Here is a 17,695-nt window from a genome sequence, read left to right on the forward strand (position 1 = left end):
GGTGCGGTAATATCCCGAACCATTGTCCAAAAAAGGCAGCGATCACAAAGCCGTGATCGCTGCCTTTTTTGTTGTTTTTAGCCGAATTGGGCGATGATTTCTTGCACCGCTGGGCGGATGTCGTTGCGGCGATAGCCGAGCAGTGCGACTTGCGCGTCGTCGGGGTTGACGCGCACCCAATTGCCGCGCCCTTGGGGGATGGCGATATCGGGCAGCAGGGGGTGTTCGGCGTCCCGTTCTTCGACCGTAATTTCTTGGCCAGCCGCATCAAAATAAAGCTGGAAATATTCGGTGAAGGTCAGATTTTCGTCGCCCACCAAATAAGCGGCATTGGGTTCGCCGCGTTCCAGCGCGCCTTCAATCGCTTCGGAAAGGGATTGGAAGGACATGAAGTTGGTGCCGCCGGTTGGGCCAAAGGCGTCGATGGGCAATTTGCCGCTGGCCCATTGCACATAGGGTTCGAAAATCATGCTGGGCAGGCCTGCGACCGTGCCGACCATGAAGGGCGCATTGACGCTGATGACGTCAAAGCTTTCGCTGGCCTCTGCGCGGGCGCCTTCGCACGCCGCTTTGCGCGATTGGATATAGCGATTATCCGCGATCAGCTCGGGGCTGGCTTGGTGATAATAGCTGCCCAATTGAATGGCGCGCTTGACGCCCGCTTCGCGGCAGGCGGCGAAAAAGGCGGGCACGGCGACATGATTGGCTTGGTAGAGGAAATCAAAGAAATCGGCGTCAGCGGGAACGTGGCGCGGGTCATTGCCTGCCGCGAAGACCACCCAGTCAAAGCCAGCGAGACGGTCTGGCGTATAATCGCCAGCGATATAGTCGCCCTGAAGGAAGGGGAGTTTCGCCATAGGGGTGGCGGGATTGGCGGGGTTGCGGCCGCCAATGGTGACGTCATGGCCTTTGCTGGCCAGATGGAGGGCAGCGTGACCTCCCAAGGCGCCGGTGCCGCCAACGACAAGAATTTTCATAATATATCTCTTTCAAAGCTAAAGATTTTGGGTTCTGACCCTAAGAAATGGATTCATGGTGGATGGGACGGATTTCTTCCCAATCGAGCAGCAGGGTGCGCCGTGCGATTTTCCATCGCCCACCCCCCTGTCCATCTTCGCGCCGCCATTCATCTTGGTAGCGAATGGCCCAGCAGCGCAGCATGTCGCCCGCGCCCGATGCAAAGCGATGTTCGGCGGTGCAATAAGTTTCACCCACCGCCGTATCGCCGTTGATCGTGGCGGTTTGGTTGTGGATGAGGTGGCGGGTGGCCGTGTAAAGCTGGCCTAGATAATCCAGCGAGCCGAGATTTTGCTCCAGCCCTTTGATGGAAAATCCGGGGCCAGAGATTTCGACATCGTCGGTGAGAACCGCTATCCAATCATCCTTGCAGCGGCGGTCCGCCCCGCGCGCATAAATTTCGGCGGTTTGGCGAAGCGCAATATAATCATCAGGGGTCATATCAAGTCATCCCGTGAAATGGCGGCAGGGCGTGCGGGCTGATTAGAACAGCAAGCCGTGGGTGGGGATGACCGGCGTGTTGGTCCATTTGTCTTCGGCGGTGCGATACCAACCCGATGCCGCCAAAGCGCCGCCGTCGATGTTGATCGCGGTACCCGTAATCCAAGACGCCATGGGGCTGGCGAGGAACAATATGGCGTTGGCCATATCGTCTGGCGCGCCGAAGCGGCCCAAGGGGATCCATTGTTTCACATCATCTTGATGATCGGGCTTGATGACGTGGCTGATCGGGACTTGGGCGGTTTCGGTGGTTTCCGGCGCGATCAGATTGACGCGGATACCCTCGGGCGCCAAATCCAAGGCCAAGCTTTTGGTGAAGCCGGTGATGCCCGTTTTGAAGGTGGAATAGACGCAGTTGATGGGGATGCCGCGAAAAGCCTCGATCGACGAGACGCTGATGATGCTGGTCCCTGCGCCTTTTTTGCGCAGCAGGGGGATCATGGCGCGGGTGACCGAAAAGAGTTGGCGCATGTTGACGGCGTAAAGGCGGTCGATGTCTTCGTCGCTATGGTCTTCGAAACGTTTTACAATGTTCAAGAAGTCGCCAACATTATTGACCAGAATGTCCAGCCCGCCAAAGCGTTGATCAATTTCGGCAGCCAAGCTGTCAACATCCGCTTGTTGGGTCACATCGCCGTCGATGATGAGATGCGGTTCGCCCAAAATACGGCGTGCCTGCGCTGCGCGTTCGGCGTCATTTTCAATGGCGACCACCGTCGCCCCGGCCTTGGCAAAGGCTTCGCAGGTCGCAAGCCCAATACCCGCACCGCCGCCTGTTACCAGTGCGATCTTTCCCGCAAAATCTATCATATCTCTTCTCCCGATCACTATATTCGTAATAGGATAGTTGATAATTTACGCGGTATCTATTGGCAACTAGGCACATTTTGGATAGAAGGTATCCAAATGGAAACCATTGTGCGCTGATGGTGCCAAATGACCTGTGGGAGGACCGTATGTTGCAAGATGTCTATCCAAAGCTGACCTTGGAAATCATGGATTTGGTCGGCAATAAATGGACACTTTTGCTGGTTTATCAATTGGCTGAGCGCACCCAGCGTTTTTCCGAATTGCGGCGGAATATGGCACCGATTAGCCAGAAGATGTTGACCCAAAAATTGCGCGAGTTGGAGCGTTATGGGATGGTGGATCGCTTTGTATGGCCATCCACGCCGCCCAAGGTCGAATATGCGCTGACCGATTTGGGCCGATCCTTTTTGGGGGCGGCGAGCGTGATTTGCGATTGGACACGCGGCAATGTGGAAGAATTGGCGGCGGCGCGCGCGTCATTTGATGCGGCGGCGCAGGAGGCATTGTCGGCTGCGTGAATGGTGGGCGGCACGAAAATGCGCCGCCCGAGCCCGAGATTAGTCGATTTTGCGGGTTTCGGGGAAAGGGATAAACTCGTCATGGTCGGCGTCGGGCAATTTCATGCGACCCGCTTTCCAATCTTCCTTAGCTTGTTCCAGACGATCTTTGCTGGAGGAGACGAAATTCCACAGCATATAGCGTTGGCCGATGGGGTCGCCGCCCAGCGCCATGACTTGCGAGGGTTGGCGTGCGGTGACATTGCCGCCGACGCCTGTGTTCAGAACCGCCATTTGGCCTGCGCCTAGGATGGTGCCGTCGACGTCAATTTCGCCGGCCGCGCAATAGACGGCGCGTTCGGGATATTCATTGGTGACGTGATAGCGAGCGCCAGCCTGCATGTCCCAATGTTGATAAAATTGCGGTGAGTGGACCAGCACGGAGGATTTTTGACCATTGGCCGCGCCAGCGATCAGGCGGCCTTTGACGCCGTCTTGATCCCATGACGGCAGGTCGTCCCCTGCATGGTGGCGGAAGCTGGGGTCAGTTTCTTCGGCTTCGTCGGGCAGGGCGACCCATGCTTGGATGCCGTGCATGTTCGCGCCATTTTGGCGGGCATATTCCAGACGTTCGCTGTGGGTGATGCCGCTGCCGCTGACCATCCAATTGACCGCGCCGGGTTGGATTTCCTGTTCATAGCCCAGCGAGTCGCGGTGGGTAATTTGGCCTTCGTACAGATAGGTGACGGTGGACAGGCCGATGTGCGGATGCGGGCGCACGTCAAGGTCGCGTGGGATGCCGGGGGCCAGTTCCAGCGGGCCGAGATGGTCGAAGAAAATATAGGGGCCAACCATGCGGCGCGCATGAAAAGGCAGGACACGGCCAACAACAAAGCCGCCGCCAAGATCGTGGCTGCGTTTGTCGATAATGCGTTCAATGGTCATGTTTCTATCTTTCGTGGTTGGGCCGTGGGCCCATGATATTGGCAGTTGTGACCATCATCTGTGCGGGAAGGCCAAGGGTCAAGGGGTGTCAATGCCAATGGAAATATGAAGCCAAACGCAAAACGCTGGCCCCACAAGTGGACCAGCGCTGCGCTGAATGGGTAGAGGTGGTGTTAGAAGGAGCCGCGCAAGCTGATGCCATAGGTGCGCGGCGTGCCCATATAGGCGTTTTCATCGCCCGTCTGAATGGGGGTGTTGAATGACAAAGCGACATAATCTTTGTTGAACGCGTTTTGCACCCAGCCTTCGATTTGCCAGCCGCCGCCAGCCGATTTGATGCCGATATTGCCGTTGACGAGGCCGATGGCGCCGCGCCGCGCGGTGGATGCGGTATTGATAAACTGACTGGAGCTATATTGATATTGCACACGGCCCGTCAGATTCAGGTCGCTGGTCAGCGGTTGGTCGAGGCTGATGCTGGCATTGCCCGAAAATTTTGAGGCATAGCGGAAGCGTTGGCCCGACAAGGCAGGGTCAAGGTTGGCGTCCTTGCCATAGCGGGCGTGGGGCAGCCAAATACCGTCGAGGCCCAAGGTCAGCGATGGGGTGATTTCGAACAGCGATTCAAATTCTGCGCCATAGCTTTTGGCGGATGGGCTGTTGAGAACAGTGAATTGCAGGCCGACAAATTGCGCGACCTGAAGGTCCGAAATATCGTTATAGAACAGGGCGATATTGGTGCGTGCGCGGCGGTCCCAATAATCAAATTTGGCACCCAATTCGACCGAATTGACGGTTTCCGGCTTGAAGCGGGGGTCGAGCGGCACGCCGCCCACGGTTTCGACCGGATTATTGGCACGGGTGCCCGCGCCATTGGCATCAATGTTGACGCCGCCAGCCTTGAAGCCGCGATTATAGGTCAGATAGACCATGGCGCCGTCGCTGGGGCGGTATTGGAGGCCAGCGGTGCCGGACAGGGCCTTGTCGGTGGTGGAGGCTTGGTAGGTCGGGCCAGGTTGCACGCCGAGCAGGCGGAAGGCGTCATTCAGTTCCGGACGATAGAAGCTGTTGGCGAATTGGCCTTTCTTTTTCTCGATGGAATAGCGCAGGCCGCCGATCAGGCTGAGTTGATCCGTCACATCGACATTCAGATGCGCGAAGGCGGCGTAAGAGGTGGCGTTTCCGCCCATCGTTTCGCCAGCCCAGCGGCCGGGGGCGGCATAAGCGGTGCCCGCCGGAGCGCCCGTAGAAGCATTTAAAATAGCGTCGATATAGGCCTGACCTTGGGACATCCAATAAAGGTCGCGGGTCATGTTTAATTTTTCGTCGGAATAGAAAAGGCCCAAGACATAATCGGCGCTAATTGACGGTATTTCGCCATTATAAGTGAGTTCTTGGGAGAAAAATTGGCTTTTGAAGCTTTCGTCCAGTTCGAAAATATCGGCACCGGAAAAATCGGCGTCGGCGCGGTCTTGGTGCAGGTTAAATTCGCGCAAGGCTGTGACCGATTTCAACGTTCCGCTGCCCAAATTGGCATTGACGTGCAGGGTCATGCCATAATCTTCGATATGTTGACGCGACGGGGCGCTGAGGACTTGTTGAAAGTCGTTGCGCTTTTTGGATGGCAAGCTGAGGCCGCGCGCGGCGGTCAGCGCATCGACGAGCGGCTGGGTTGGGCCGTCGATATAGTCGCTGGTCGCATAGCAGCAATCGCCCTTGGATTTGGAATAATCGGCGATCAGGCGCATGGAAAAATCAGAGCTGGGTTCAATCAGCAATTGCGCTTTATAGGCTTGCGCCTTGAGTTGGTTGTGGCGGCGGTCGGTGTTGGGGTCGCGCAAAAAGCCTTCGTCTTCGCTATACATGGCGGAGAGGCGCAGCGCCGCGACGTCGTTGATGGGCACATTGACCGCGCCCTTGGCATCTAGGGCGCCATAATTGCCATAGCCCAGTTCTACATTGCCCTGAACCTCGGCCGTATTGGGGCGGGTGGTTTCGACCAACACCGCGCCAGCCGAGGTGTTTTTGCCGAACAATGTGCCTTGGGGGCCGCGCAGCACCTGAAGCGAGCCGACATCGAGGAAATTTTGCAACGCCGAGGCGGCGCGGGTGCGGTAAACGCCGTCGATGAAAATGCCGACGCCGCCTTCGAAGGTGCGGCTGTTGCCCGTGGTGCCGAGGCCGCGAATGACGACATTGGCGCTGGACGATGAGATGTTGGAGGCGCGAAATTGGATGCTGGGCGAAATATTGGAAATATTGGCGATATTTTCCACACGGGCTTCGGCCAATGTTTCCGCGCTGGCCGCTGTGATTGCGACGGGCACATCTTGCAATCGCTGTTCCCGGCGCTGGGCGGTGACCAAAATTTCGTCGAGGCCGTCGGCGCTGGCGGAAGTACGGCTGCTGCTATCTTGAGCAATGGCAGGGCTGGCCGTGAGTGCGACGCTGGAGAGTAAAAGTAGCGAAAATTTGCGCGCAGCTGTGGTGTTGAAACCTTTCAATTCATCCTCCCAGATATATTATATTTGTTGTGGGAAGATAACTATATGGACGTCCAACAAGTGTCAATTGATTGTGAAATTGGTAGCGCGCTGTCGGTTTTGATCTGTTATGTTATGGATATTATTTGAATTTATGCGGTTGCCGTTTGACCAGTGGCAAGATTGGCACGGATGCTGGGTAAGGCCATGTCGCAAATAGGTTGCACGTCAAATTGCGGATCAAGCAGGCGCTGAGTCGCCACGCCCAATTGAAAGGCCCCAATGGATAAAGCGGCGGTGTCGGGGTTGATGGCGGGATGAATGACGCCGCAGGCTTGGCCGCGGGTGATCATGTCGCGCAGCGTGATTCTGACACGTTCATGCGCGTCGATAAAGGCTGGGTGGATCGCCGATTTATTCGCAATCGTCGCCGCTAGCAGCACAAAATAGGACAAGGCCAGCTTGTCATCAATCATTCGGCCAAAGAAGAAGCGTATATAGCACATAATCTCTTCGAGTGGGTTGGCGGCCTGATGCATATCTGGCGCTTTGCTGGCGTCGATATGGTCGTTGAGAAATGCGACAACGGCCAGAACCAGCCCGTCTTTGGATCCGAATTTTTGGCTGGCGAGGCCGCGCGAAAAACCCGACACTTCGCCAACACGGTCAAAGGTCAGGGCGCTATAGCCTTCTTCCACCAATATTTGGGCTGCGGCTGAGAGGAGTCGAAATTCGGACTCGCTGCTGCGGTCGGCCTGAGATTTTTTGGACCGTGTCGGGGCAGATCGTGTGGAAGCCGTTTTTGCCATATTGGGGTTAAGGCCAATAGTTGGGCAAGAAGCAAATGAAATTGAGCATGGCTGTTCAGTTCACCGGCAATTCTGTTGTGCTTTTAATTTCGGATAGCGCGATAGTGGATTGAATTTCTTGGATGCCGTCCAATTTGCTGAGGCGGTCAAAAAAGAAGCGTTCATAAGCGTCGATATCTTTGGCGACGATACGAAGCATGAAGTCCATTCCGCCGATCAAGACATAGGCTTCCAAGACTTCGGGGAAGGCATGGATGGCTTTGCTAAATTCGTCCAGATTGGCGCGGCCATGGGCGTTGAGTTTGATTTGAGCAAAGAGGTGAGCGTTCAGGCCAATGGCGCGGCGGTCGACCAGCGCGACGCGGCGCTTGATAAAACCATCGCGCTGTAGGCGGTCAATCCGCCGCCAGCAGGGGGATGGGGATAGGCCGACACGGTCGGCGAGTTCTGCCGTGGTCAGGCTGGCGTCGCGTTGAAGTTCGCGAAGAATCTTTTTTTCAAATTCGTCCAGTTCGGTCATTTTATTCTCAGTCTTCTAAATATCGGGTGTAATATTCCCAAGAATCGCAAAAACCGCAAGAAAGGAACGAAGTTTTGCCTGACGCGCGCTGGCATAAGCGCGGCTGAGGAGATTTGAGGCAATGTTAGTTCGGCACTATGGGCAGGCGCCCGCAGCAGAAACGATCCGGTTGGAGGATAAGTCTGTAGGCTTGAACGGGGTGATTGTGATTCACTCGGCAATCGGTCGGCCTGCGATGGGGGGCTGCCGCCTGTGGGATTATATGGATGTGGCAGACATGCTGACTGATGCCAGCGGCTTGGCCGCCAGCATGAGCTATAAAAATGCCTTGGCGGGGTTGCCGGTGGGCGGCGGCAAAGCCGTGCTGCGTTTGCCCAGCCAGCCTTTTGATCGGTCCGCTTTATTTGCGGCCTTTGGGCAGGCGGTGAATGATTTGCGCGGGCAATATGTCACGGCGCAGGATGCGGGCACCGATGGGAGCGACATGGAAGATGTCGCGCGCCGCACAAAATATGTGGCGGGGCTGCCGATGCGGCGGAGCGCCGCAGAGGATATGGCAGGCGGAGACCCATCGCCGTGGACCGCTGATGGGGTCTTTGCATCCATTGTTGCGGGGGCCGAGGCCGTATTTGGTGCGGATTTGCGCGGGATGCGTGTGGGGGTTCAAGGGACTGGCAAAGTGGGCGGCGAATTGTGCCGCCGCTTGGCGGATGCTGGGGCGCAATTGGTGATTGCCGATCGTGCGCCGGGGCGGCGCGATCGGTTGGCGGCCATTCTCAAGGCGCGGGTTGTGCCAGCGGAAAATATCATGGCCGAGGAAGTTGATATTTTGGTTCCTTGTGCGCTGGGTGGCGGGCTGACGATGATGGCCGTTGATCAGATGAAGGCGCGGCTGGTGTGCGGCGCGGCGAATAACCCCTTGGCCACCAGAGATGCCGCGCAAGCGATGCACGACAGCGGAATTGTATATGTGCCCGATTATGTCGCCAATGCGGGGGGCGTGATTAGTGTGGCGGGCGAATATTTGGGGGAAACCCAAGCGGATGTTGCGGCACGTGTGGCGCAAATTGGCCCGCGCGTGAGCCGGATTTTGGAGCAAGCAAAGGCTGGCGATATGCTACCAGTGGATGTCGCGGACGCTATGGCAGAACAGGCCATGGCAGAGCAGCGCCGAACCGAGCAAAGCCGCAAAGTGCAGGGGGAGGCGCCAACGGGCGCGAGGCTGCCTCAACGGGAGGCGGCATGATGTCGCCGCCCATTTCCTTTGCCGCCAAGGCCAGCGCGGACCCGCAAGTGATGCTGCGTATTTTGGGCTTATTTGCGCAGCGATATCGCGTGCCCCGCTATGTGTCGGCGGTAAAAGTGGGGGAGGCGTTGCACATCAGCCTTGAGGTGGACGAGTTGAGCGAGGAAGCCGCCGAGATTTTATGTTGGAAAATGCAGCAGATTGTGAGCGTGCGGCAGGCGGAATGGGCCGTCATGACCAATGTAACGCGGCTGCTGGTCGGAGTTGGCGGTGCGGCCTGATTGGATGGGCGCGGCAAAAGCCGTTTGAGTGGGTGGTCGCAGCAAGAATTGGGTTGCTGGCGGGCGTGGGCGTGGGATCTGCGGACACCGCCAAGGGATGGGTGCAAGTTCTGTATTTTGCGACATTTGCAAATGACCGCAATAGGTCCAAGAAAATCACAGTGTAGGCGCGAATGTGATCTGGGAAAATATGATAAATGTTGATCATATAGCGAGGTGCGGGCGCGAAATTCCGATATTGATGATCACTAATGGATGCTTTTGGCTGTGTTTATCCGGAAAATGAAGCCGGATAGGTTTATTGGTTCATCAAGAATAGCGAATATTATTGATACTCGTTGGCGCTTGGGGATGAGGCAGGTGGAGGGGTTTTTGACCAAAATATCCTATTTTCTTGTTATCGGACATGCGAATTATATTGTTATATTTTGATAGGGTGATCGGTTGACTCGCAAAATGAATAGAGTTTAACATTGCTATTAAATGAAGTTTTGGAATTATTTCATTTAATGGGATTGTTGAAAGATTCTCTGTCGATTTTGCATGGGTTTTTCTTCTGAGGCATCAGAGCATTGGTAAAAATGCGCGGCTAGGGAACTATAAGCAGTCCATATGCATTGTCTGCAACATGCAGGTCCTTGTTTGTAGGTGCCTTCCTTAGAGGAAAACGGTAATGGAAGATGAAAATTTGCTGGTGACGCTGACCGCGGATATCGTTGCTGCGCATGTGAGTCATAATAATGTTGCAATGAGTGATATTCCGGTGGTGATCCGTTCCGTCCACGATGCTTTGTCTGCACTGGGCAAAGAGGTCGTCGAAGAAGTGAAGCAGGAACCGGCTGTGTCGATCCGCTCATCGGTGAAGCCGGACCATATTGTTTGTTTAGAGGACGGTAAGAAGCTGACCATGCTGCGCCGTTACTTGATGACCCATTATGGTATGACGCCTGATGAATATCGGACGAAGTGGGGCCTGCCCAAGGATTATCCGATGGTTGCGCCCAATTATGCGGAACGCCGCCGTGCCTTGGCCAAGGAAATTGGCTTGGGTGGGAAGGGCAAGTCCAGCCCTGCGCGCCGCAAGCCCGTTGGACGTCCGCCCCGCGCGAGCTGATCTTCCGCCGCTTGGCCTGATCCTCGTTGGGCGGGCTGCCTAGGGCGTTGGTGCTGCTGGGGCAGGTTGATGCCATATGCTCGTTGCATGGCATGGTACGGCATGGGTGGCACTGGGCCAATGGGGCCAAAGATTGGGATGCATGATAAAGAATAACAGCCGCTGCGCCCATGGCGCAGCGGCTGTTGTTTTCATGATGTTATTGATCCTTGGGTTTCAATGTGACCCAAATGCTGATGGGAGCAGCGAATTTGCCCGGTGCGGGTTTGCCCACGTCAATACGTTCTGCCGTGACCATTTGGCCGTCGGCGAGGGTGAAGCTGGCCCATGGTTTGGGCATTCGGTTGAAGCTCATCTTTTGGAGCGGTTGACCGGTGACGGTGTTCATAATCGTTGCAGTAATAGCCATGGCCGCCGGTTAGCGGGGCGGATGGCCGATTGTCCATCCCTGAACAGAAATCTGTTCGATCTGTTCCGGTAAAAGGGCATAAGGGGTCCTATGCAACAGGATTTTTTTGAATCGCAAGCGATTGAGGCCCGCCTATTGGGCCGTGATGACGTCATGGCCTTGCTGGGGACGCCGCAAGTGCTGCGGGATTGTGATTTGGAAGAGGCGGACTTGTCCGATCTGGACTTGATGGACTGGACCTTTGAACGCTGTAATTTGCGCCGCACCAATTTCGCCTCGTCACGGTTGGAAGGGGCGCGGTTTCTGTCGTGCCGCGCTGCCTTTGCGTCTTGGACACGTTGTGATTTGGGTGGGGCGATATTTCGATTAACCGACTGTAACAATGCTGATTTTCGTCATAGCTATGTCGCCAATTTGCGCTTTGAGGGGTGCAAGTTGACGGGGGCCAATTTAACCGATGGTCGGGGGCTGGGCTGGTCGTTTGAAGAAGTGTTGTTGGTGGGTGCCACGCTGACGGGTCAAAGTTTTCGCAAGGCCAAATTGCTGCGCGTCGATTTTTCGCAGGCGGACCTGAGCAAATGTGATTTTCGCGGGGCGACCTTGGTGGGGTGCAGCCTGCGGGAGGCGCGGTTGGAGCGGGCCTTGTTTGATGGCGCAGATTTGCGCGAGGCTGATTTGGGCGGCGTAGCGGTGGCGGATTTGCGGATATTTCGCGGCGCGACCTTTTCCATGGCGCAGGCGGCGGATTTGCTGGCGGGATGCGGGATTAAGCTCGGGTGATGGCGATGAGGCGGGGGGCTGCGCGATAGCGGCGTGATGGTGATTGTGGAGCTTGTTCGCGTGGTCCCCGGTCACGGATGAAGAGGGTGTATTGCGTTTCGGTGTATTGCGTTTCAGCGCCATCAGGAGCGCCAAGGCTAGCTTTGCGGGCGCGAAAGTTTTGCGCGGGGCGCTGCGCTTTTTCTTGATGTTTGAAGATGGTGACCCCTACGGGAGGGGTAAATGCATCCCTCAGAGCCACCAGATTTCAGTTACTTAGACATGTCTGGTGGCTGGTTTGTATCACAGGACTGTTGCCCATTTCCACTCGTAATATGAATTGCGGCGGGGGACTTCTCGATACAGCTAGGCAAGGGTCCGGAAGACGTCCAGCGTTACAGTGTTCTCAAAAATCGTCATCGTGGCCACCGGCGTCGTAAATAATCTCGTGATGTGAAAAACTGACGCTATTCACGCGGCGAACCAAAACACTGTCAGTCTTGACCGCGAGGGCGGGATCGGGGTCTTCCCATTTCCAATCGTCCCACAATTCCGTCTCGTCGTCGACTAACTCAAAACTCTGGGGGTCGTCGGCTGAAGGCGATCCGCTAACAAGCGCGGCATCGCCAAAGAGAACAATGTTTTTTCCTTCTGGATGTTGGGCTGAAGGGAATATGACCGCATCGACAGTGCACAGCTGACCATCGACCTTCACCTGAAGAACCTTATGAATGAACTCCGAAACTGCTTGCGACGGAATATAATCCAAGATCACGTCATCAGGTAAGATTGGCTTGCTGATCTCAAACACGAAACTCTGCATGAAGCCCCATTGCAGACTGCGAGCCTCATACACGGGTGAAAATCGACTGCGAACCTGAATGGGATTGGCAAAGCGCGTGAGGTCAAGAACCACGACTGGTCTGATCAGTTCAAAAGCAGCCCCAACTATCGTTGCGCCAACCGCTGGCCTAATCTCTGCAATGCAGGTTTCGAGGTCAAATGCGCCGTAAAAAGCAGCAACTCCGGCGGCGTTCATTCGTCCGGCCGACCGGCTACGTTTTGGGGGACTGCCAAGTTTGCTCGCAGGCGACGCAATAATCTTCTCGCGCTCGCTTTGGTTATTGACCTGTCGGGCACGAAATATCGAAATCTGATCGTCAGCCGAAAGTTTGTACACCACCGGCTTGCCAGCGCGATCTTTCTGAAAGTGAATGTCGTGAAAAATCTGCTGAAGCCGGCCGCGAGCAAGGTCACTGAAAAATCGCTGATTGTACGTGATCTCAGATTTGAATTTTTCCCACGCTTCGCTGTGAGGATTATACAGGCTGTCATGACGAACGTAGAGTTGGTCTTCTTGATAAAAGGGCTCATCGCCATCTCTTGGGTCAGCAGGATCGTCTTCGACAAGCTGGTCTATCAAGTCCCGTACGATGTCGTCGGTTTCTGCGCCGGTCAAATCGCAGATGATGTCTTCCAGACTTTCGCCTTCCTGACCCGAATAGGAGTTGCTCTCGCCGAAGTGGTAATATGGTGAAATGACCGCGTCGATGAGCGGGCTGATGGCCTCTATCGGAATGCCACTCCGATTAGGATGGTGATCACATTTCTCGGTTCGAGGATAATTGGGGCGTATTTCTTGCAACCGACGTCGCAAGGACTTGTCCGAGAAGCAGTAGGGACAAAGTGTTGTCATACGGCGGTTCCATAAGGGGCGAGCCAGTCAGACGTCAGACTGACGCCCTCGGTCTCAAGCCACCTCTTCGGCACATCGCAATCTGCCGCTATGCTTTTCAAAAACTTCCAAAATGGTGCATTGTGCGAGCGGTGTCTAAGGTGCGCCAGTTCGTGCAACACAACATATTCCAGCACCTTCCTGGGGGCGAATATGAGGTGCCAGTGGATGAGGATATTACCCTCCGGTCCACATGATCCCCAGCCATGGGCAAGGTCGGTCGTGCGGATCGACCTGGGCACGAGGCCGAACCGCTTGCCATAGTCGGCGGCGATCTCCTGCACGTCGCGCCGGGCACGCTGCTTCAGCCAGAGCTTGAGTTCGCTGGCGACGAGGTGATCGGCATCGTCTCTGGCCCAGTGCGGCAGATCAACGATGAACCCATTGCGATAGGTGATCGCGATGCGCTCAGCGTCAGTGCGGCGTACGGTGAGCGGCATGTTACGGCCCCGATAGGGTATCTTCGATCCGGTGATGAACCGGGGCACGGCGTGGCGGCTGGCGGTGATCCGCTCCATCTCGCGCACGGTATCGAATACCCACTGGCGTTTGCGCTCAAGGAACCCGGCGATGTCGTCGTCATTGTCGCGGGTCAGCGCCAGCACTTCGACATGGCCGGGCGTGATGGTGATGCGGCGCTGCGATGCCGTCGCCGACCGGCGAAGCTCGTAGGGGATTTCCTTCCGGCCTATCTGAAGCGTTGGCATCAGGCCCCGCTCCCATAGGCATGGACGGCGAACTCCTCGACCTTCTCGCGAATGGTCTTGGTCTCGCCAATGGCGTGGTCGGTCAAGATACGTCGGACCTGCTGGCGCAGGGATCGAAGGTATGCCTCCATGTGCGCGAAGGCGGGCTGGGTCACGGCGGCATCGGCATAGATCGCGCCGATGGCGATGGCCGCGTCCTGCAAGGTCGCATGACCGGTATCGGGCACGATAGCTTCGATGACGCGCAGGATCGAGAAGGCATTCTCATCCATGCCCAGTTCGGCGTGTGCGCCCTGTTCGGCCTCGATGTCGCCGGTCAGCCCCTCGAACTCGTGCAGACCATCGGCGGCGGCAAGCTGCCCCTCCTCGAAGCGGCGGATGATCTCCAGCACCCGTTCGGAGAAGCGGCCATATTGCGCCGGGTTCTTGTCCACCAGTTCGCGGGTGGTCCGGCGAAGCTCGGCGGACTTGCGCACGAACGCCTCCTGCAACTCCGGCTCGGCCTTGCCCTCGGTGGCGAAGTCATCGGCGAAGTTCGGATCGGTGATATTGCGCAGGCGGATGGTGGTGGACAGGCCGGTGACGTGGACGTGGGTTTCCAGCATCTCCCTGATCTTGGCGGAATAGCTCTTGTGATCGAGGCTCTCGTCCTTGCTGATCGCCTGTGTCGCCAGCCGCAGGAAGGCGGAGGCCCACTTCACCTCGGCGGTGAAGTCGAGGATCGCGGGATCGGGCGACAGATCAGCATAGACCTTTATGAACGTCCGGGTCAGACGCTGGAGGTCGAACCAGTCATCCTCCTGCCCCCCGGCTGCCAGCTTGGCGGCGGCATAGGCGGCGGACTTCTCGTCCATACCCTCCAGCCCCACGGCGCGCTTCTGGGCGCGGTAACGGGCGTGCGCTTCCTTGAGATCGTTGCGCAGGATGGCGATGTCGCGCATCGCGTTTTCGACATCCTCGGAGCGATAGGACTGCAACGCCTCGTCGAGATGGCTGGTGACGCCGATGTAATCGACGATCCGCCCATTGGGCTTGGCGATCTCGCCGCCGTCCGGCAGCTTGATGGTGCAGGTGCGGTTGGTCCGGGCGATGGCTTGAAGGAGATTGTGCTCCTTCAGCGGCTTGTCGAGATACATTACATGCTCAAGTGGAGCATCGAACCCGGTCAGCAGCTTGTCGCATACGATCAGAAACTGCGGGTCTTGGCCGAACACCTTGAACCGCTTCTTCACGTCCTTCTCGGCGCTATCGTCGAGGTAATGCGCCTCCAACCCGGCGCGCAGCGCGGCAACCTCCGGGTTCTCGCTCGGCTTGTTGTCCTCCTGCGATTTTGAATAGACGCAGGCGATCATGGCGTCGGCCTTGGCCTGTGCTTCGCCTGCTTCCATGCCGCCGCGTTCCAGATCGGCGGCGATCACGGCAGAGAGCGCGGCGCGGTAGAGGATCACCGCTTCCCGATCCACGGCAACGATCTGGGCCTTGAACCCGTCTGGCTGGCAGACGGCCTTGAAATGCTCCCAGATGTCGAGCGCGATCAGGCTGATACGTTGCGGGTGCTTGGCGATCGTGGCGAGGGTCAGGCCTTTGCGTTTCAGTTCCTCGCGCTTGTCATCGGGCAGGTCCACGAACCAGCGGTCGAACAAGATGTCGATCTCGGCCTCGTTGATCGCCCAATCGGCTTTGCGGCCTTCGTAGAGGATCGGCACGGTCGCCCCATCGCGCACGGCGTCGTCGATCCCGTATTTGTCCAGATAGCCTTCGCCCGCCACGCTGAACCGGGCGTAGGTGTCCTTATCGGTCGATTTGATCGGGGTGCCGGTGAAGCCGTAGAAATGGGCATCGGGCAGCGTAGCTTGCAGGAACGCGCCCAAATCCTTTTCCTGCGTGCGGTGGCACTCATCGACCAGCACGATCCAGTTCGCGGAGTTCGGGATCGGCTCCTTCGATCCGGCGAACTTGAAGATGGTGGAGAGCAATATCTGCCCGTTGCCGCCCCGGTTCACCGCCTCACGCAGCGTCGCGACCGATCCGCACTGCGTCGGGTTAGGCAGGCCGCAGGCGACGAAGGTTTTGCTGATCTGGTCGTCGAGGTCGATCCGGTCGGTCAGCACGAGGATATTGGGGTTGGCGAGGCTGGGCGCGTCGAGCGTCAGGTGGGTTTTGAGCTTGAGGGCGAGGAATACCATGGTCAGGCTCTTGCCCGAACCCTGCGTGTGCCAGATCAGACCCTTGCGGTGTTCGCCCGCCGCCACCCGCGCCACCGCCTTGTTGACGGCGCGGAACTGCTGATAGCGGCAGACCTTCTTGATCTTCCGGCCCGTCTCCGGGTCGGTCTCGAATACGATGAAATGGGCGAGCAGGTCCAGCAGGCGGGACGGCTCGCACAGGCACCACAGGTCTTCGGCAAGATCGTCGCCGAACTCGTCGCGGTGCCGGGGCCATGCGTCGGGCCACGGGGCATAGAACTGTGAAGGTGCGCCGGTCGCACCGTAGAGGGTCGCCATGCCATCGGTGACGAGGTTGAACGCATTGGGGTAGAACAGCCGGGGAATGTCCCGCTCATATTGCTTGATCTGCTCGAAGGCTTCTCCGGCGGTCGCGGTGCCCTTCAGCGGGGACTTGGCCTCGATCACCACCAACGGGATACCGTTGACGAACAATACCACGTCCGGGATGCGGGGGCGCTGGGCGGCGACACGGAACTGGCTGGTGACGTGGAAGCTGTTGCGACCGGGGCTTTTGAAGTCGATCAGCGCAATCGGGCTGTCGCGGTTCTCACCCGACAGGCGGCGGGAATAGCCGCCGCGCAGCTTGCGCTGCCACTCCTCGTTGTCGGACAGCGTAGACAGATCATTGTAGATCGCCTCGGCATCCTCCGTGCCGATGCCGTTCAACTCGCGCAGCGCGTCGATCAGCACGGGCTTCAGGATGACGCGGTTTTCCTCGTCCCGCATCGTCAGAGCCTGCGCCGGTGATAGCACCTGCCAGCCCAACGCCGCCAGCGCATCGAGCGCGGGCTTCTCGGCGAGGCGGTATTCGCTCATTCCGTTGTTCCCGTCGATTGGGCCTCGAAGGTTTCGATGAGGAACAGGCACAGGCTGCCTGCTGAACCGACCGCAAGTCGTGCATGGCGAGGAAGCAAACCACGCGAGGAACTTGGCTTGCCGTGACCGGAGCCATACAGGCCCCGCAGTTCATCCATCTGATGCGCGATATTGGCGAGCGAGTTTAAGGTGGCTCTGACGGCATCTACACCACGAGACCGTTCTGGAATATCCTCGGGTGCGAGGTTGAGCACCTTCAGGGCTTCCTTCACAAGTGCGGCGGGACTAGCCTTGCGATCGAAGGTTCGCCCGGACCGTTCGATGATGTCCTTGCAGACGGCTTCGATCAGTTCTTTCGCTGAACCGATTGCGTCGGCGGGGCTTACCTCTGCCTCCCTGTCGATAATGCGAATACGCGACAGGACGTTTTCGTGGTTGAGCCGCTGACCGTGTGCCTTCAAATGCTCAAGGACAGAGGTGGCAGCGGAGCCTGAACGTGCTGCGATATACACTCGGTAGCCGTCGTCGGTGATATCATACCCGTCCAGTTTCAAACATCGTTGAAGCTGCTGGACCTGCCGACTGCGCTCCTCGGGATTGGGAAAATAGTGTGGGCTCAGTATCTGGTTAATAGCTTCCGGCAATTGATCCGATCCACTGAGCTTTCTCCACGCGTCAACTGCGAACTGTCGCTTGCTGCCGAGTACGTGGACGACTTTCTCGTTCAGACCGAATGAGTTGAAGAAGCCGATCAAGCTACTGCTGTTCATGCTAGTGGCAAAAGCAATGTCGCCCAAGCTGGCGATAGCTCCCTGTCC

17 protein-coding genes are annotated in these 17,695 nt (G+C 57.3%); 5 read left to right on the top strand and 12 right to left on the bottom strand.

The genetic code is table 11. The features are described 5' to 3' along the window. Positions 1-77: 77 nt before the first annotated feature. The 3 genes from LKO31_RS03845 to LKO31_RS03855 are packed head-to-tail and all read right to left on the bottom strand — an operon-like array spanning position 78 to position 2,328. Positions 78-977, bottom strand: coding sequence for an NAD-dependent epimerase/dehydratase family protein (locus LKO31_RS03845; RefSeq protein WP_227688744.1), 900 nt, complete (start codon positions 975-977; stop codon positions 78-80). Positions 978-1,017: 40 nt separating this feature from the next. Further along, a complete protein-coding gene (locus LKO31_RS03850) occupies positions 1,018-1,458 on the bottom strand; it encodes a nuclear transport factor 2 family protein (protein WP_227688745.1) in 441 nt (146 codons plus the stop codon). A 42-nt stretch (positions 1,459-1,500) separates the two neighbouring features. Beyond that, positions 1,501-2,328 carry an SDR family NAD(P)-dependent oxidoreductase gene (locus LKO31_RS03855; RefSeq protein WP_227688746.1) on the bottom strand — a complete coding sequence of 276 codons (828 nt, stop codon included), beginning with the start codon at positions 2,326-2,328 and terminating at the stop codon, positions 1,501-1,503. Between the two features lie 116 nt (positions 2,329-2,444). Between LKO31_RS03855 and LKO31_RS03860 the strand changes: the two genes are divergently transcribed. Next, a complete protein-coding gene (locus LKO31_RS03860; protein ID WP_227688747.1) occupies positions 2,445-2,846 on the top strand; it encodes a winged helix-turn-helix transcriptional regulator in 402 nt (133 codons plus the stop codon). A 39-nt stretch (positions 2,847-2,885) separates the two neighbouring features. Here LKO31_RS03860 and LKO31_RS03865 read toward each other — a convergent pair whose 3' ends face one another. The 4 genes from LKO31_RS03865 to LKO31_RS03880 form a co-directional block, all read right to left on the bottom strand. Continuing rightward, positions 2,886-3,770 carry a pirin family protein gene (locus LKO31_RS03865; protein WP_227688748.1) on the bottom strand — a complete coding sequence of 295 codons (885 nt, stop codon included), beginning with the start codon at positions 3,768-3,770 and terminating at the stop codon, positions 2,886-2,888. A gap of 173 nt (positions 3,771-3,943) precedes the next feature. Next, positions 3,944-6,274 carry a TonB-dependent receptor gene (locus LKO31_RS03870; RefSeq protein WP_227688749.1) on the bottom strand — a complete coding sequence of 777 codons (2,331 nt, stop codon included), beginning with the start codon at positions 6,272-6,274 and terminating at the stop codon, positions 3,944-3,946. 131 nt (positions 6,275-6,405) lie between these two features. Further along, positions 6,406-7,062 carry a TetR/AcrR family transcriptional regulator gene (locus tag LKO31_RS03875; RefSeq protein ID WP_227688750.1) on the bottom strand — a complete coding sequence of 219 codons (657 nt, stop codon included), beginning with the start codon at positions 7,060-7,062 and terminating at the stop codon, positions 6,406-6,408. 55 nt (positions 7,063-7,117) lie between these two features. Beyond that, on the bottom strand, positions 7,118-7,582 hold the full coding sequence (locus LKO31_RS03880; RefSeq protein ID WP_227688751.1) for an Lrp/AsnC family transcriptional regulator: 465 nt from the start codon (positions 7,580-7,582) through the stop codon (positions 7,118-7,120). 121 nt (positions 7,583-7,703) lie between these two features. On the opposite strand from LKO31_RS03880, the gene LKO31_RS03885 reads away from it, so the two are divergent. The 3 genes from LKO31_RS03885 (at position 7,704) to LKO31_RS03895 (ending at position 10,223) form a co-directional block, all read left to right on the top strand. Then, the gene (locus LKO31_RS03885; protein ID WP_227688752.1) at positions 7,704-8,828 is read left to right on the top strand and encodes a Glu/Leu/Phe/Val dehydrogenase family protein; all 1,125 of its coding nucleotides are present in this window, start codon (positions 7,704-7,706) and stop codon (positions 8,826-8,828) included. Beyond that, a complete protein-coding gene (locus LKO31_RS03890) occupies positions 8,825-9,109 on the top strand; it encodes a hypothetical protein (protein WP_227688753.1) in 285 nt (94 codons plus the stop codon). The genes LKO31_RS03885 and LKO31_RS03890 overlap by 4 nt, the downstream gene beginning before the upstream one ends. Positions 9,110-9,782: 673 nt before the next feature. Continuing rightward, complete coding sequence (locus LKO31_RS03895; protein WP_227688754.1) at positions 9,783-10,223, top strand: MucR family transcriptional regulator; 441 nt, start codon at positions 9,783-9,785, stop codon at positions 10,221-10,223. Between the two features lie 199 nt (positions 10,224-10,422). Here LKO31_RS03895 and LKO31_RS03900 read toward each other — a convergent pair whose 3' ends face one another. Continuing rightward, on the bottom strand, positions 10,423-10,632 hold the full coding sequence (locus LKO31_RS03900; RefSeq protein WP_227688755.1) for a hypothetical protein: 210 nt from the start codon (positions 10,630-10,632) through the stop codon (positions 10,423-10,425). Between the two features lie 90 nt (positions 10,633-10,722). On the opposite strand from LKO31_RS03900, the gene LKO31_RS03905 reads away from it, so the two are divergent. Next, positions 10,723-11,412 carry a pentapeptide repeat-containing protein gene (locus LKO31_RS03905; protein ID WP_227688756.1) on the top strand — a complete coding sequence of 230 codons (690 nt, stop codon included), beginning with the start codon at positions 10,723-10,725 and terminating at the stop codon, positions 11,410-11,412. Between the two features lie 385 nt (positions 11,413-11,797). Here LKO31_RS03905 and LKO31_RS03910 read toward each other — a convergent pair whose 3' ends face one another. From LKO31_RS03910 to LKO31_RS03925, 4 genes are read right to left on the bottom strand one after another with little or no spacing between them, the layout of a single operon-like run. Then, on the bottom strand, positions 11,798-13,087 hold the full coding sequence (locus LKO31_RS03910; RefSeq protein WP_227688757.1) for an RES domain-containing protein: 1,290 nt from the start codon (positions 13,085-13,087) through the stop codon (positions 11,798-11,800). Beyond that, positions 13,084-13,833, bottom strand: coding sequence for a M48 family metallopeptidase (locus LKO31_RS03915; RefSeq protein ID WP_227688758.1), 750 nt, complete (start codon positions 13,831-13,833; stop codon positions 13,084-13,086). The genes LKO31_RS03910 and LKO31_RS03915 overlap by 4 nt, the downstream gene beginning before the upstream one ends. Next, positions 13,833-16,877 (bottom strand): type I restriction endonuclease subunit R, encoded by a 3,045-nt coding sequence (locus tag LKO31_RS03920; protein ID WP_227688759.1) that lies wholly within the window; start codon positions 16,875-16,877, stop codon positions 13,833-13,835. Before LKO31_RS03920 ends, LKO31_RS03915 begins: the two co-directional genes overlap by 1 nt. After that, positions 16,874-17,674 carry an abortive infection family protein gene (locus LKO31_RS03925; protein WP_227688760.1) on the bottom strand — a complete coding sequence of 267 codons (801 nt, stop codon included), beginning with the start codon at positions 17,672-17,674 and terminating at the stop codon, positions 16,874-16,876. The genes LKO31_RS03920 and LKO31_RS03925 overlap by 4 nt, the downstream gene beginning before the upstream one ends. Positions 17,675-17,695 lie beyond the last annotated feature (21 nt).

Origin of the sequence: Sphingopyxis yananensis (assembly GCF_020687785.1) — a bacterium.
GTDB classification, from domain to species: domain Bacteria; phylum Pseudomonadota; class Alphaproteobacteria; order Sphingomonadales; family Sphingomonadaceae; genus Sphingopyxis; species Sphingopyxis yananensis.